Genomic DNA, 17,566 nt, shown 5'->3' on the forward strand with positions numbered 1-17,566 from the left:
TATTTTGATGCGTCCCAAATATAGATTATTAGCCATCTTTGGCGCTTTGCTACTACAGTTGTTAATTGTTGTAGTGGCTAAGTCCCAATCCTATACCTCGATCAAAAAGGTATTGAACGGTTCGGCAGAACTTGTTCCCAATGCGGAAATTTCTGTTCAGGACAGTGTGTTTTTCAATGCTACACTGACGAATAAACTGGAGAGTCAATATCCGCTGAAAAATGCCATTACCTTAAAGCTAAATGAATATAGTTCTGTCTATATCAATAGTTCATTTACCGTAACCGCTAATCTGCAGATCACCTATATAGGTAATGATAAAGTCCAGCGGTCGATGCAAAAACAATTGGAATTGAGATATGATACCGGTAAGGCATATACGAACAGGTCTAGTTTTCTTTTCAGTAATGCGCACCAGGTAACAGTAAAACTCCTGGGTATCACTTCTACTAATAATACAGCCTTAGCAACTGTAATGTTAGAAAATGAAATGATGGTTAAGCCATCTTTCAAGCTGGATAGAACAACTGATGCCGTAAAAAATATAAAGATTGACCCGGTTAGTGCAGATAAGGATGAAGCGGTTGTAAGCTGGAATTATGTGTTGGGGGCAGATGTGTATGACGTGGAGTGGGCGTATATTGATTCAAGTGTTATAGCCAGTGGCAGATATGGTAGTCCTATCAATTATGAAACCTTATTCAGAAATAATACAACAAGAGTAACGGTTGAGAGTAATAAGTATAATATTCCATTGTTATACGATAATGGCGGCTTTCTGTATGTACGCGTACGTGCAGTTGCTGTAAAGCCTAATAATGGCAGGTTGGAAACATTATGGAGTAATGTTGCCAACGGAGGTGTGGCTTCCATTAGTTATCCGGGGCACCAGCATAATCTCAACTGGCAGGCTTCGGTCTCTTATGCCGAGGGAGGAAAGCGAAAGGCGGTAGTGAATTATTTCGATGGTAATTTCATGAACCGGCAAACCGTTACAAAAGATAATACCACCAATACAACTGTCGTGGCAGAAACCCTGTATGATAAGCAGGGACGCCCTGCCATTCAGGTACTTCCTGCTCCTACCCTGAGTAATATTATTCAATATACTGCCAGGTTTAATACGGGTATTAATGGGCAGGAATATGATAAGGGGCAGTATGATACGATCCTTTCTCCTAGAGATATTATCTCAGGAGCAGCTCCGGAGATGGGACGTAATGGAGGCGCTTCTCAATATTATTCTCCGCAGAACCCTAAAGCTAATGAAGGCGCTAATGCCTTTATTCCTGATGCCGAAGGCTATCCATTTACTGAAATAATGTATACACCCGACAATACAGGAAGGATCAGCAAGCAGGGTGGTGTTGGGCCAACATTCAGGATCAATGGTGGTCATGCCACCAGGTATTATTATGGTAGCCCAAGCCAGCAGGAACTGGATCGTTTGTTTGGTACAGAAGCTGGGGATGCATCACACTATTTTAAAAATATGGTGCAAGATGCAAATGGACAAATGTCCGTAACCTATACAGATATGCACGGACGCACCGTAGCTACTGCGCTGGCCGGTACAGATGAGGGTAAACAGTTGAATGGTTTACCGACCAATATACCGAAACAACTTATTGATACGTTGAGTGGCCCTTCCAATACGCAGGTAAAGGACTTTATGCTGACCACCAGGAAATCATTATTGGTAGAATCTGACGGCGTTTACTTCTTCAAATATGACCTGGTACCGCCTGTTTTAAAGCTACAAGACTGTAATAAAAATGACGTCAGTTATACCGGTAAGTATGACCTGGAAATAAAAATTACAGATGATGTTCAGAACTTGCTGCTGGAGAACGAACGTCCTTTTATTAAAACCAAAACTATTTCAGGACCTTATTCTGATACATTCACGATTTTCTTACGAAAAGGTAATTATGAAATAACAAAATCACTGACGATCAATGAAGCGGAGATGAACCGGTATCGTGATGAAGTATTTCTGCCTGGGAGCGTTTGTATTAGTAAGGAGGTGATTACCCAGGAGCAACGTACACTGTTAAATAATAAAGGGTGTGCACCTACCTGTATTTCTTGTCTTGCTGAGTTGGGACCACTTGCTACTTTCTCTACCGTATATATGCAAAGAGCTGGTCTGAATGTTGCTGATTCAGCCTCTTACCGGGCTGAGATTGCAGCAGCCTATGCTCAACAGCAGGATTATTGCAAAATATTATGTAACACCGCCAACGAAACTGACAGGATTAAGACCGCTATGCTGCAGGATCTTATCCCTCCCGGCGGACAATATGCAAATCCTGGTGATGTAACAGATAAGTACTCTATTTTTTTCAGCTCAGATGATAAGCGTATACCTCCATACAAAAATCCGTCAATCGTTTATTTGGATGCAGATGGAAAATGCGCTGTTGTATTTGATGAGATGACACAGAAAGATGTGATACCTCAGTTGCTGTCGCCGGAACAATTTACCGCGAAGTTTAAAGCATCCTGGGCAGAACAGCTTTTGCCTTACCATCCTGAATACAGCAAGTACAAGGAATACAGCAGCTATGATCCAAGTAAACAATGGTCCGATCAGGTAAGGAAGGTAGATACTTATCAGGAAGCATTAGCTAAAGGATATCTTAATCCAACAAATAATTCAAGCCGCCTCGCCTATGGATCACCAACTCCCACAAACATGGACCCTTTTGTTACGATGAGTAACAAAAACCTTTCTGATGTGGAAGCCTTCATGACGGCCTATAACTATGCTGGCGACAGTAAGAAATATAATATTTATAGTGTGTCTGCGGCAGCGATTGCCTGCCAGGATGGTTCTTGTATAGATACTTATCAGGGATACAGCGATGTATTCAGTGCTAAAAATACCTGTGTTGGTGATCAGAATATGATCTGGCGATCGTTTCGTGAAATGTATATAGCGCGGAGAGATGAGCTGATTTCCAAGGCGATTGACAATCTTAATGGTAGTATCACTGCCAATGAGCTGACACAAGCCGGCAAAGTAACGCATTTTGGAAATGCGGCAGATCAGCTTAAAAAGAACGGATATGGTGCTTTGCTTCCTGGAGTTTCCCAAGCAACGGTACAGCATTTCTCTGATTCAGCGAATGCTGCCTCCAAAGATTCAATATGTAATATGTATATAGCTACATGGATGAAACAATTGCAACCATGTAAGTATACAGAAAATGACCTGATTGAAATCAAAAGTCGGTTGTTGGCGGTTTGTAAAGCTAGCATAGACGTCGATCATCCTTATGGCGCTAGCTCAGTTCCTCGTGGAAATGGAATGAGAGATACCTCATTTGAATTCGTATTAACTGATTTTAATAGCAATCATCCAAACCCACAACGACCACAGGGCTGTCCGTCAATGATTACTATGCCTGCGCCGTATTATGCGCAGAATATTGCCATCACCAAAACCACCTATTCTAGACCGGCTGATTGCGAGTGTACTAAAATAACTGCCGCAAAAAATGAATATAATGTGGCCCATATTTCCGGAGAATCATTTGCTCAATATCTCTTAAGAACACAAAAAATACAATTAACACAAACACAGTTGGATGATCTGCTGAATGCCTGTATTGGAATGGGTAGCTGTGTTTATAACGACAGGCCACTGGTAATTCCGGCAGCGTTTCAGTGTTATAATCCGCCGCCATGTACTAACTGCATTGTTGTTAATAATTATTATAATAGTTTCCTGCAAACATATCCTGGCATTAAACCAGATAGCACTGGCATTGATTCACTTCATCAAATGTATAATCAGGTATTTGCCAACTATATGAACAGCAGGCTTGGATTTAATTACCAAGCCGGAGAATATCTGGCATTTATTGACAGTTGCAAACACTCCTATTATGTAGACTCAATCATCTCCACACCGAATTTTGTTACCTCCGCGATTACTCTTCCAAGGAATGTAACGCTCAGGGATGGTCGTCCCACTCCAGACGGTGGGTTTGTATTTGTCGGAAGTATCCCTATCGCTTCAGATATGCCATTTATTCTTAAGGTGGATAGTAAAGGAAACCCTTTATGGCAGAAATATATCAATTCGATAAGTACTTCTAATAGTTTCTTCTATCGCGTGATGGTTACAAAAGATGGGAGTATTTTGGCTTGTGGCGCGGCGGATGGTTCGGTAACTATTAACACGGATGATATATTAACCAGAAGTGCTCCGACTACAGTAAATGGCGCTGGTATTATTGTCAAGTTCAATTCTGCTGGAACGATTTTGTGGAATAAGGGCATTAATGGAGGCCAGCCGGAAATGGTTCGTGAGATGATAGAATTGAAAAATGGCGACTATGCATTTACCGGTGATTATAATTACAGAGGAGTACAGCAATGGATGGCTGGTGTTATAAGCAGTTCAGGTAATTTATTATGGCGTAAGCAATTGGCTGTTAGGACGAATTCTCTTGCTCAAAGAATTATTGAAGATAATGACACCCTGGTAGTGGCAGGGTTAAGTACCGTAAGCAACGCTTTGTTTCAACCATATATTCTCCGCTGGAATAAAAATACAGGTGTTTTTATAAAAAGTTATTCATTAGAAAGTGCGAAAAAATCCGACATCAGCAGTTTCACACTGATGCCAAACGGGGCTTACCGATTGGGCATGGTGCAATCTGGAAGTAATGCAGCAACAAATGGTCCGGGAGTTTTTGTAGATGTTACACCTGCGGGGGTAATTACACGGCAGCGGCAGGTAGCCACTGTGGAAGGTGGTACTTTTTCCTGGCTGATGACGAGCCTTCAGCCAGATGGTTCTATGCTTTGGGCGCCGGATATCAACAATTCAGGTTATCCGGCATATTTGCTCAGTATCAGTAGTGCGGGAACAGTCAACTGGGCCAAAAAGCTGACATACGCAAATGGGAATATGAAGTGGACAGGTATGGTGGGAAATAGAGTAATCTCATTAGGTAATAACAGTGGTAAACCCACCATCTATAATTTTAAGCCATCAGCAGCATCAGACTGTGAATCTGCTGTTGCCGCTGTTGCTGATACATTAGCTAATTCTTATACTATTTCACAGTATTCGACCACAGAAAGCACACTGCCTAATACTGTATTCGGAACGATTTCACAGCAGGAAGCCCCCCTTACTGCTACAGCAAGTATATTGCCTTGTGGTACAGGTGGCACTAGTGAGGATTATCATGTTTATTACGGACCTACTTTATGCGGACAATCCAGGGCAACTTTTGAATTACCGGCAATGGATACCATCAATAGTTGTTCTGATAGTACTTTCTTTATTAACAATACCGTTACAGAGATATATAATGCGAAAATTGATTCTGTGAAGACCGACTTTGCAGCCAGATATCTCAGCAATTGTCTGAAAGCATCAGAAAACGAACAGTTTACAGTATCTCATTCACAGAGCGAATATCATTATACCCTTTATTATTACGATCAAGCGGGCAACCTGACCATGACGGTACCTCCGGCCGGCGTAAGTCTGGATACTACAACTTCTTGGTTAAACAGGGTAAGCCTTGCCCGTAAAGCCGGAATGAGCCTGGTGCCAAACCATCAACTGACCACCCGTTACAGGTATAATTCCTTGAATCAGGTAACTGATCAACTATCCCCCGATGGAGGGCAAAGCCATTTCTGGTATGATCGTTTGGGCCGATTGGCGGTTTCACAAAACAGTCGTCAGCTTGATAATAACGCTTACAGTTATACGCTATATGACTATTTAGGTCGTATCACTGAAGTGGGAGAGATTACATCTGCATTGGCTATGACAGATGCCATCAGCAAGAATCAGAACAGCCTAGCAAGCTGGATCAATAATGCGGGAGGCACCCGCACACAGATTGTTCAAACGACCTATGATTTACCATATAACCAGCTTGTTGGATCTACGGAATTGATCACACAAAAAAATCTCAGAAACAGGGTGTCCTGGGTCGCTTATCTGAATAATGTGGCAGATATGTCTGTCTTCAACCATGGTACATTCTATAGTTATGATATCCATGGGAATGTAGATACGCTATTGCAAGACTTCAGAGGTTCGGTGATGGATAATAAGATGAACAGGTTTAAGGCTATTGCCTATGACTATGATCTTGTATCTGGTAAGGTAAACAAGGTGTCTTATCAACCGGGGAAAATAGATGGTTTCTACCATAGGTATTCCTATGATGCAGAGAATCGTATTACAGATGTAGAAACTAGTACAGATGATTTCCATTGGGAAAAGGATGCGTACTACAGCTACTACAAACATGGTCCGCTAGCAAGAGCCGTAATCGGTCAGCAGCAGGTACAAGGTATTGATTATGCCTATACCTTACAAGGCTGGCTGAAAGGCGTGAATGGCGGTGTTATTGGAGCTAATGGCGATATGGGTGGAGATGGTGGTACTAATACTATTATTCCTAAAGATGCCTTTTCCTTCTCCTTGAATTATTATGGAGACAATGATTATAAGGCAATCGGCCTGTCTGATAAAATTGCAAAGGGAGCCGGTAGTAATACTGCACTATTCAGGCCATTGTACAATGGTAATATCGCCGCAATGGGTGTAAACATCCCATCATTGGGAGATCCGTTGTTATATACCTATAAATATGATGTATTGAACCGTATAAGCAGTATGACGGCCGCCAAAGGATTGAATACCAGTAACAATATCTGGCTGCCTGCTGCTATACCTGATTTCAAAGAGGAGGTGACTTATGATGCCAATGGTAATATCCAGACTTATAACCGTAATGGTAATACGATGGTTCCAGGTAATCAGTTGGCAATGGATCGACTCACCTATTTCTATAACCCTAATAATAATCAACTGAATTATGTTGACGACACTGTAGATTCTGCCAACTATACCAATGATATAGACAAACAGCTACCAGGCAATTATAAGTACGATAAGATCGGAAATCTGGTAAGAGATGCTGGAGGAGGAATAGATTCCATCTACTGGACGGTATATGGTAAAATCAGCCGCATTAAGAAGTTTGACAATACAGTTATAAGTTATAGTTATGACGCTGCGGGTAACAGGATCAGTAAGCAGGTGAACGGTATTGGTACCTATTATGTGCGGGACGCGTCAGGTAATGTGATGTCAATCTACAGTAATGGGAATGCTGGTATTAATGGTGGTCAATTGAGTCTGATCGAAACAGATATTTATGGTAGTAGTAGATTAGGTGTTATTAATCAGGCTATTAATGTAGAAAACCGTACTTATCCGGATACTACCTATATAGAAGGCGCAGGTAATGGAATAAATAATATCTTTACCAGAGGTAATAAGGTCTTTGAATTAACCAATCACCTAGGCAACGTTCTTGAAACTGTATCTGACCGTAAGCGTGCTATTTCTACTGATGGCACTACGATAGATCATTATGAGCCTGTGTTGCTAAGCGCCCATGATTATTATCCGTTTGGCATGCTAATGCCTGGTCGTGGGGGGAGTCTCGATACCAGTGGGAACTGGACTATTTCTCGTGGAGGTACTATCCCGGTGGATTTAACAGTAAATAGTCGAAGTGGTAATCAGCCATCTGAGTATCTGGCAAGTAATTCCATTATTTTCGAAGATGGGTTTGAAACGGGTGTATCTGATGAACTTGAAGCGAGGATTGTAGCTGTGGATACTGGAAGCGGTGGAAGTAACGGCAGTGGCGGCAGCGCGACGACGGGAGGCTACAGGTATGGGTTTAATGGTAAGGAGAATGATAATGAGGTAAAGGGGGAAGGAGATCAGCAGGATTATGGAATGAGGATTTATGATCCGAGGATTGGGAAGTTTTTGAGTGTGGATCCATTAACAAGACAGTACCCACATTATACTCCGTACTCTTTTGCTGGAAATAAGCCGATTGCCTTTATTGATGCCAATGGAGCTGGAGAAGAGCCATCCTTATTTAAGCAATTTGTTCAGATGTTTGTGCAAATTGGAAGCAGGCATTCCAATGACGTAGAGGTTGAGTCTGAAAGGCAAGCTTCTGCAGCTAGCGGAAAGGATGCATTTTCTTCTATGAGTGAGAAGTCAGAAAAAGTGCTAGACTTTCAAAAAGGAATTTATTCATGGCTACCTGGGGGGAATACGTTATTTACTCTGTTAGATCCTCGTCGTACATCAAGAAAAGAAGTATTGGAGGCTGGACTAACAGAAGCCACTTTCATTTTTGTAGCTGGCAAAGTTGGTGGTTCCCTCCAGGAAAAGTTCATTCAAAACTTTAATAGGTCTGCGAAACGATTTGGAACAAAGTGGGTTGATTTTGCATCTAGCTGGGAGATTCACCATATAGTACCTAGAGGCTTGGCTGAGCATCCATTAATAAAAAAATTGACAAAGGCTAAGTTATTTGATATTGAAGGGCTTGAGAACGGTACAATATTACCGAAATATAGTACAACCAGAGGACTTGCAGATGGTATGCATTCCAAGCATCCTGAGTACAATACTTATGTTCAGAAGGTATTAGATAGAATAGATGAGGCAGTGAGAAACTCCAAGCTTTCATTACCTGAAGCGGAAGTAGAAATAAGAAAAATGAATCAAAAGATTAATAATGTCTTTGAAGAATTATTAAAAGATACTAAAAAAGTGGACAAACGAATAAATGAGTACTTTAGAGAACTAAATAGTTCAGGGAAACAATTATGAGCCATACTTCAATTTATTATTTAAAATATTCTACCAATTTAAAAGATATTGGGAGTGTCCCACAAGGGCAGTTTAAATACTATCCGGGAACTGATTATGAGTCTATTGATTTTAGTTTGGATTTATCTAAAGTTATTGCTGGTATTGAATTAACCGCACAAGCGCAATTAACTGACTTTTTAAATATTGTTGATTGTATGATGCCGCGTGGAATGGTGTTCAGTGATAAGGCACAATTTGCCATCAAAGAACTAAAGTTACCACCTGTTCAAACTTTAACTACATCAGCTCGGAATATGAGATATCAAGGGGAGTATTGGGTAAACCTATTTGATTACCAATTTTATGACTATATCAATTATAAAGGATCAAAGTTCATAGCACGTGGGATATTAGCAGATGATATAGAATTTGTTTCTGAAGATAAAATAGATTTTGAGGAAAAAATGAACGATGCGGTGAAAAAACGTCGTTTCGAAATACTTCCCCAACTTGTTTATTTGAAAGAAGAATTAATCAATAATTATGATTTATTTTCCTTTCCTAAATTGGGTACAGCATTATATGCTACAGAAAATTTCTTGCAAGTGTATAAGAATCTAGGTTTTTCAGGATTAGAATTTGAGCAAATTGAATGTTTTAAGTTTGTATAGTAGTATATCCATGGACTAAAAAGAATAGCCGGCATGCAAACATGTCGGCTATTCTTTTTAATGCTTATAGGTTGGGAAATCTAGTGTGTATATGTTTGTCTAGTTTTCACATCTCTAATAAAGGCCGCGATCACTCTCAACAGTGCATCTTTATCCTCATGCGGCAGTGCTTCAATCTCTTTAAAATACCTGATGATCTCTGCATCATGCATTGCTTCACTGGCTTTATCAGCGGAACTGCCGAAGATGAGATAATCCACAGAAGTATCTAATGCCTCTGCGATTTTTTTAATTACCTCCGCGGGTGGTTGTGCACCTTTAGTCTCATAGCGTCCGATCTGGGCGTATGAAATCCCCACTTTATCAGCGAGTTCAGTTTGTGACCATCCTTTAGATTTACGGAGTTCCAGTATACGATTGCCGAGATTGTGTTTTTGCGACAATAGAAAGCAAAGATAGCCGCCGCCCCAGCGTTACCTATCTATCAGCGGATAATAAAACCCAGCAGCCAAAAGACTACGGCATAAAGCGACAGAATATAGCATCAACATTTTATCCTGCACCAGCGACATCAAGCCAATCGGCATCGGTAATCCACACATTTATTCCGTTTCCTTTTGGCGTGTGGAACGGCGGCGGCTGAGGAGATGGCTTTCTTTTTTTCTCTTTTTTCTTTTAAAAGCTGCCGGCCGGCCGGCGTTTTTTTAACCTGTAAAATAGATCATATGGAATTATTACGTTTTATCAATCCTTCACTGGATGCGGATTACGGAACTTTTGAATGTGAGGTATGCGGAACGGAATTTAATTATTCTCCGCGCCTGGATACCTGTTGTAATCGGTGTGCCCTGGATAAACTTACTGGCATGTTGTTCCAGACACCAGATATAGAGCTCCGTCATTACATAGATGAGGCGCGGCAGCTGCTGTTAGAATGTCAGCATTACGGGAGCCCTCAGCTGCGCACGCTGTACCGTAGTCAGTACATGTTTTAAAATAATAGGAACCGGGGCAAAACCTGCCCCGGCTCCTATTAACTGAAAAACCCCACCTGGCGAAGTGCCCCGGATGGAAAAGAATTTTTTGTTTCAGTTGAAAATTGCATCTGAAAAAAATATAACTTGTCGACAGTTCTTTGATGATAATTTTTATACCAGGCATGGTATAGCTATGATGTGTGGCGACGGGAGGCTACAGGTATGGGTTTAATGGTAAGGAGAATGATAATGAGGTGAAGGGGGATGGGAATAGCCTGGACTTCGGAGCGAGGATATATGATCCAAGAGTAGGACGGTTTTTGTCTGTTGATCCTTTGGCCGCAGGTTATGCTGATATTAGTCCGTTCTTGTACGCTGAAAATAGTCCTATTTACCTTGTAGATGTTGCAGGGATGTCGGCAGCCGTATCTAATACTGTTGATCCTCCAACAAAGACTAAAGCAGAACCTACTATACGGAGGTACCAAGTGAGAACAATGGTGCCAGAGGAAAACAAAAGTGGGTCCGGATGGAAAACGCTTAGGATACTTGGGAAGATTGGTAAGTATACTGGAGGAAATCCAGGTTACACATTCTTGAAATTGATATTTGAACCGGTGGAACTAGGCACTGGAGATGTCCCCATACGGCCTAAAACTGCGGAGCAGGTTCTTAGGGAGATTGCTAAAGAGCATTTAACGAATGATCCTTCGAAAGATTTGAGTGCTGAAGAAAAAGCAGCGATTTTTGAAAGAGTAAAGAATGGGACTGCATCCCAGAATGATATTTTCTATGCTAATGTTATGTCTTCAATTGGATTAAAGACAGGCATTGCTAGAATTGAATCTAAAGTAAAAGAGGAAATAGAATTATATAGGGAAAGCAGCAGTCTTCCTTCGGACAAATTTTTGAATGGATTTAAGGCAAAAGGTGATAACTATGATCTGGAACAGCATGTAAAATATAATCCAAAGAATAGTGGGTTTATTTCCACTACAAAGATTCAAGGGTTTAATGCAGAATATGGAGATTATTTATATGTTATTAAATGGCAACCTAATGGAATTGACGTAAATGCGAAACTCGGTCCTCATGGATATTCGTATGAGCAGGAGATAGCAGTGCCCACACAAATTAAAAATACAGATATAAAAGGCGCATATAAATATAACAAAGATGGATCTCTCGGAGAGTTTATTCCAAACCCATTATATATACCATAGTATGTTGATAATAGAGCAAGATATTTTGCGATGTTTAACGAATTTTAATCTATTCAATCCTGATGATTTCAGAAGGGATGTTGAGATATACAGCATCATGATGACGAATAATAAAATTTCTAACTATTTAAAAGAAGGGTGGAGAGAAAAACTACTGGCGACTTTTTGTATCGTGTTTAATAGGAAAGTTGAATTTTTGAATTTGATAATAGATATGCTGTTTGCGGAAGTGGATGGAAAACAAATAAAAGGTTATATCCTGGCTGTACTAGTAATGAAAGATAAAGATGAATCCATTGAATTATTCACTCGCTATCTTAGGGAATATCAAGATATTTCAATGGAGAATAAATGGATCTTTCAGGCCCTAGAGTGTCTAGAATACAGAAGAGCTGATATTAAATGGGCAGAAGGAGAGAATAAGATGAATAATTATTTGAAATTTTTACGAGCAAAATAGAAATAAAGGATATACAATTTCTATCGATAGTAAAAGATCAATATTAGATCGAAAAAGCAATTTTATCTATCATATTTTTCTAAAAGAACTCTTTAAACTTAGACTTGGTAAGCATTGTATTGATGATCCGGTGCAGTGCTTGCCTGTCTTCATCTTCCAGCTGCTGAATTAGACGCAGCTTCTCCGCGATAGATTTATCTTCCACCCTCACGTCGCTGGGCACTTTACCTTCCAGGTGTATTAGTTCGTCAACGGTCATGCCGAACAGTTGTGCAATCTTTATTAACACCTGAAATAAAAGCTCTCTCCTAGTCATTTTTCCACCATACATATTGTATAACTTTTAGTAATTATTACTATTTTTAGTAATGACTAGTTCTTTGAATTATTTAGGCTAAGCGCCCATGATTATTATCCGTTTGGCATGCTGATGCCTGGTCGTGGGGGGAGTCTCGATACCAGCGGGAACTGGACTGTATCACGTGGAGGCGCTATCCCGGTAGATTTAACAGTAAATAGTCGAAGCGGCAATCAGCCATCGGAATACCTGGTGAGCAATTCGATTAGTTTTGAAGATGGGTTTGATACCGGCGTATCTGATGAATTTGACGCAAGGATAGTAGCTGCGGAAACTGGCAGCGGTGGAAGTAGCGGTACTGGTGGCAGCGCGACGAATGGAGGATATAGGTATGGGTTTAATGGCAAGGAGAATGATAATGAGGTCAAGGGGGAAGGCAATCAGCAGGATTATGGAATGAGGATTTATGATCCGAGATTAGGGCGATTTTTGAGCGTGGATCCGTTGACGAAGAAATATGCCTTCTATACACCATATCAGTTTGCTGGTAATAAACCCATTAAATATATTGATCTGGATGGTGCTGAGGAGGCACCCGCTGAAGAGGAGAGAGAAGCATTAGAATATAGAGAGCCAGAAATAGAAGAAATGCATCGTGGTTTGGTTCCTGAAACTGAACTTGAACGAGAGGCTAAAGCGAGGGCGTTCGAGGAGCTTAACAGGGATCCGAAAGGCTACATGATGAGGGCTTTTAGAGCTCTGGAAAGAATGGCTAAAGATGAGTATGATGTAAGGATTGAGTCTGAAATCAGAGCTGGTAAATTAGATCCTCGTTTTGCTGCGCTTAGAAAAGCAATGTATCAAGGCCAGGCAAAGCAAGCTGCGCTTAAGAAAATAACAGATGATTTATTATCCAGGGCAATTTCGATTCCGCAGGCTCAGGCTAAGAATGATGGTAATACAAGCCCCAAAAGCCGCCCACAAGCACAAATTAATTCAAGACATAAATTAAATTCGCATCAAATTGCTACAAGCGGTAAAGTTGGTACTGGGAATACAACTTTAGCACCTTCACAGACCTTGAGTGAGGACTTGGCATCTTACAATAGTGGAAAGTTTGCTGTTATAGAAGGAGGAAATCTACTAATAAATGGAAATGTCTATGGAGTTAAAAATGAAGGAAAGACCCTTTATCCGATTAGTGGAAATGGTTTTATGGAAGTAACCCCAGGCCAGATAAGAGCAATCAAAATATTAAAAAACACGCCAGCACATGCGGTAGATCGTGCTTTGCAAGGTAATAAGGTAACACCTGCAGAAAGAGAATTTGCTGAAGATTTTATTAAAAAGTATTAAGATATGATTCATTTCATTTTGAATTTTAGAGATGGGGTTTCTGAAAGTAAAGTGATTAATGGCATTAAGAAAATTTTGAATTTAAAGGATTCCGAAATTGATAATGTAATGGGAGAAAGTTTAGAGCCCATAGTTTCGTACGATATTTTAATTCGCATTCCTACCGAATTTATAATGGAATTAACTTTGATTTGTCCAGAATCCTTTTGTTTGGATAGAAAAGTATACAATGCTCTTGACATAGCGTTGCCACTTTCGAAAGAGATATCTCAAGATATTGTTATTCATGACCAAAGTAAAGATCCATACCAATGGATCTTGGTGGAACCTAGTAAGAAAGTTTTTATTGTTGATGAATTGATCGACAATGATCAGGAAGATGGATTCTGGATTGATTGGTCGTCAAAATTTCAAGTATCGATTGATGAAGCGTTATCTGTGTTGCCTAATAAAGAATATGTAGAACAAGATCCTTCTTTGAGGCCAGTAGTGTACAATAAAAATATGAAATGGGGACGGAGATGAATTGTATGACATTCATTTAAAATATCTCTATAATTTTGGTAAGCATTGTATCGATAAAGCTCTAAATGCACCCGTTCCCATAAACATCGACTGGAAGTTTTTGCTAATATACTAATGGCGGCTACAATGTATGATTAGGAGAATGATACTTACATCTACCCAATCCATTATATATACTATGTTAAAATTCTCCCTAACTGATCAAGTTGTTATATCTCCCTAAATCTTCTACAACAGCTACTTATCCCTCTTATGGCCGAGATCGGCCTTAGCCCAGACCTCGCCACAAATGCACTTCTTAATCTATTTTGTCGGAACTTTATAGTGCAAATAGGTTCTATTCATCTAAAAAAATTAAGGCTATGAAAAAGGTGATAGTATATTTATTAGCAGCTAGTATGGGTATGATGACAGTCGTTATGATACCAACAACAGCATCTGCCAGTCATCGTCATAAAATGAGTAAGGAAGAAAGAAAAGAAGAAAGGAGGGAACGTAAGCATAATCGTTATATTTCCATGACTCCTATTGCGCCTCAAAACACAAATAATTACTCCATGCCTCCATGGCCTCAACCTGCACTCCCGGTAATGGAAGATTATATTCCTCACGATGTACTTAGTACATTCGAAACTAAATATGGCGCTGCACTGTATGATGTTACTGCACTGAAACCTGTCAATGGAGTGGATCGTTATGCAGTACGCGTGATTAATAACGGAGTTGCCGAAGAAGTTACTGTCGACGGTACAGGAGCTCCTGCCTTGTAAATATGATTCCCTTTATCCATGAATATTTTAGCCTTCAATAATCTAGGCTGGTATATCCTTTAATAGCCCTTTTGTGCTTTCGTAATTACTAGTTCAGGAGAACAAATGCCTACCCAAAAATAAAAAACCGGGCAAGTAACTTACCCGGTTTCATCTTTATCGTCAACAAAGATTTGATCTTTATCTGCTGCAAAAGTAATTAACTATTCAGCAATTTCTCCAAAGCTTTATCCACATTCTCAAAAGGGAATCCTTTCAGCACCAGTTCCATTTGACCAGCAATCTGTGCTGTGCACAGATTGCCAATGCTACCTGCATGCGTATGCTTCACTTCTTTTTCAGGAGAGAAAGTACCATGCTCAATATCCATTCCTACTTTCTTATACGCCTCACGGAAAGGCATACCCTGTAATACCAGGTTGTTCACCACTTCTACGCTAAACAGATACTGGTATTTCTCATCATCCAGGATATTCTCCTTAATGCGAATGTTTTCCAGCATCAGTTTACTCATATGAATACAATCTTTCAGTGCTTGGAAAGCAGGGAAAAGATTTTCTTTCAACAGTTGTAAATCGCGATGGTAGCCGGAAGGCAGATTAGTAATCATCATGGCAATTTCATTCGGCAATGCCTGCAATTTGTTACCATGACTACGAATCAGTTCCCATACATCCGGATTTTTTTTATGCGGCATGATACTAGAACCTGTAGTCAGTTCATCAGGGAAACTGATAAAACCAAAGTTCTGGTTCATAAACATAGTAGCATCCATGGCCATTTTAGCCAGGGTAGCACCAATACCTGCCAGGGCGAATGCTACGAGCTTTTCTGTTTTACCACGACCCATCTGTGCGTACACTACATTGTAGTTAAGGGTATCAAAACCTAACAATGCGGTGGTCAACTCACGGTCAAGGGGGAACGAAGATCCATAACCTGCAGCAGAACCGAGTGGATTCTTATTCACTACCCGATATGCTCCCTGCAACATGGTCAGATCATCTACCAGGCTTTCTGCATAAGCGCCAAACCATAATCCGAAAGAGGATGGCATGGCTATCTGTAAATGCGTATAACCTGGTATCAGGTGGTTTTTATACTGCTCACTCTGCTGCTGCAACAGATCGAAGAGTGATTTTACTTCTTCTACGATCAGTTGCAATTCATGACGCAGAAACAGTTTCAGGTCTACCAACACTTGGTCATTGCGGGAACGACCACTATGTATCTTCTTGCCCACTTCGCCCAAACGACGTGTCAGCAAGAGTTCTACTTGAGAGTGTATATCTTCAACATCTGCTTCCAGTACAAAGTTTCCTTCCTGGATTTCCTGATATATTTTACGCAGTTCTGCTTTCAATACTGTCAGTTCTTCTGCTTCCAGCAAACCGATAGATTCCAGCATGGTGATGTGGGCCATAGAACCCAGTACATCAAATGGCGCCAGGAAGGCATCCATCTCGCGGTCTTTACCTACGGTGAATTTCTCTACTGCTGCCAGTGATGTCTTATCTTTTTGCCACAATTTCATAATTCAGATATTTCTAGTTAATGGCTTCCAGCAATTTTATATAACTGTCTATCCCGTCTTTTATTTCTGAGAGATATATGTACTCATCAGCGGTATGTGACCTCGCAGAATCACCTGGTCCCATTTTCACACTGGTAGCAGGGATTAACGCCTGGTCAGATGTGGTGGGCGATCCATAACAGGTTTTACCTACTGCAATACCTGCCTGTACAAACGGATGATCCATTGGTATGAAGGATGGTCGCATACGCATACTGCGTGGCTTTACATCGGATTTCACATTCGCCTGAATGATCTCCAACAACTCTTCCAGGGTGTACTGATCATTGGCGCGTACATCCACTACAAAGGTGCAATCTGCTGGTACTACGTTATGTGCTTTATTGGAAGTATTGATAACGGTTACACTCATCTTCACTGGCCCCAATGTTGCGGATTCCTTAGGGAAACGAAAATCCTTAAACCACATTAGATCTGGCAATGCTTTATACAAGGCATTCTCTCCTTCCTCACGCGCAGCATGTCCTGCCTTACCTGTACTGGTGCAATCCAATACCATCAGGCCTTTTTCTGCTACGGCCAACTGTGTTTGCGTCGGTTCGCCGACAATAGCAAATTCGATGGCTGGCAGTCTCTCGATAATACTTTCTATACCATTGCTACCGCTGATTTCTTCTTCTGCAGTGGCAGTGAGTATGATGTTGTATTTGAGATCTTCCCGATGATAAAAATGTAGGAAAGTAGCGATGAGACTCACTAAACAACCACCTGCATCATTACTACCCAAACCGAATAATTTACCATCCACTACATCCGGACTAAATGGATCACGAGTGTACTGCGGATTTGGCTTCACCGTATCATGGTGAGAATTCAGCAGGATATTAGGTTTCGCCGGGTTAAAATGTTTATTGTATGCCCAGATATTGTTTAGATGCCGTTCATGCGGTATCTCCATGGCAGTTAGAAAATCACTGATCAGCGTAGCTGTTCCGTCTTCCTCTCTGCTCAATGATGGTGTGGCAATCATCTGCTTCAGCAGTGCAACCGCCACATCATATAATTTTTCGTTCCACAT

Annotated in this window: 11 protein-coding genes; 7 read left to right on the top strand and 4 right to left on the bottom strand. The window is 40.7% G+C overall.

Annotated features, from left to right (window positions below; translation table 11 throughout):
- Window positions 1–7 precede the first annotated feature (7 nt).
- Both JO154_RS22575 and JO154_RS22580 read left to right on the top strand, forming a co-directional pair.
- Complete coding sequence (locus tag JO154_RS22575) at window positions 8–8,692, top strand: RHS repeat-associated core domain-containing protein (protein ID WP_291950037.1); 8,685 nt, start codon at window positions 8–10, stop codon at window positions 8,690–8,692.
- Complete coding sequence (locus tag JO154_RS22580) at window positions 8,689–9,345, top strand: hypothetical protein (protein ID WP_291950040.1); 657 nt, start codon at window positions 8,689–8,691, stop codon at window positions 9,343–9,345. The genes JO154_RS22575 and JO154_RS22580 overlap by 4 nt, the downstream gene beginning before the upstream one ends.
- An 80-nt stretch (window positions 9,346–9,425) precedes the next feature.
- Here the strand turns inward: JO154_RS22580 and JO154_RS22585 are convergent, their stop codons facing one another.
- A complete protein-coding gene (locus JO154_RS22585) occupies window positions 9,426–9,788 on the bottom strand; it encodes a helix-turn-helix transcriptional regulator (RefSeq protein WP_291950043.1) in 363 nt (120 codons plus the stop codon).
- Window positions 9,789–10,522: 734 nt separating this feature from the next.
- Here JO154_RS22585 and JO154_RS22590 point away from each other — a divergent pair.
- Both JO154_RS22590 and JO154_RS22595 read left to right on the top strand, forming a co-directional pair.
- On the top strand, window positions 10,523–11,545 hold the full coding sequence (locus JO154_RS22590) for an RHS repeat-associated core domain-containing protein (protein ID WP_291950047.1): 1,023 nt from the start codon (window positions 10,523–10,525) through the stop codon (window positions 11,543–11,545).
- 1 nt (window position 11,546) lies between these two features.
- On the top strand, window positions 11,547–12,005 hold the full coding sequence (locus JO154_RS22595; protein ID WP_291950050.1) for a DUF6000 family protein: 459 nt from the start codon (window positions 11,547–11,549) through the stop codon (window positions 12,003–12,005).
- A gap of 79 nt (window positions 12,006–12,084) precedes the next feature.
- On the opposite strand, the gene JO154_RS22600 is transcribed toward JO154_RS22595, so the two are convergent.
- Window positions 12,085–12,336, bottom strand: coding sequence for a hypothetical protein (locus tag JO154_RS22600; RefSeq protein WP_291950053.1), 252 nt, complete (start codon window positions 12,334–12,336; stop codon window positions 12,085–12,087).
- Window positions 12,337–12,429: 93 nt separating this feature from the next.
- Between JO154_RS22600 and JO154_RS22605 the strand changes: the two genes are divergently transcribed.
- From JO154_RS22605 to JO154_RS22615, 3 genes are all read left to right on the top strand, one after another.
- The gene (locus tag JO154_RS22605) at window positions 12,430–13,659 is read left to right on the top strand and encodes an RHS repeat-associated core domain-containing protein (protein ID WP_291950056.1); all 1,230 of its coding nucleotides are present in this window, start codon (window positions 12,430–12,432) and stop codon (window positions 13,657–13,659) included.
- A 3-nt stretch (window positions 13,660–13,662) separates the two neighbouring features.
- Window positions 13,663–14,184, top strand: coding sequence for a hypothetical protein (locus JO154_RS22610; RefSeq protein ID WP_291950059.1), 522 nt, complete (start codon window positions 13,663–13,665; stop codon window positions 14,182–14,184).
- A 362-nt stretch (window positions 14,185–14,546) separates the two neighbouring features.
- Window positions 14,547–14,954: a hypothetical protein gene (locus JO154_RS22615; protein ID WP_291950062.1), complete on the top strand. Its 408-nt coding sequence runs from the start codon at window positions 14,547–14,549 to the stop codon at window positions 14,952–14,954.
- 199 nt (window positions 14,955–15,153) lie between these two features.
- Here the strand turns inward: JO154_RS22615 and argH are convergent, their stop codons facing one another.
- Window positions 15,154–16,488, bottom strand: coding sequence for an argininosuccinate lyase (gene argH / locus JO154_RS22620; protein WP_291950065.1), 1,335 nt, complete (start codon window positions 16,486–16,488; stop codon window positions 15,154–15,156).
- A gap of 13 nt (window positions 16,489–16,501) precedes the next feature.
- Window positions 16,502–17,566, bottom strand: a complete 1,065-nt coding sequence (locus JO154_RS22625; protein ID WP_291950068.1) for a M20 family metallo-hydrolase — start codon at window positions 17,564–17,566, stop codon at window positions 16,502–16,504.

The organism is Chitinophaga sp., from assembly GCF_019236475.1.
Classification (GTDB): Bacteria; Bacteroidota; Bacteroidia; order Chitinophagales; family Chitinophagaceae; genus Chitinophaga.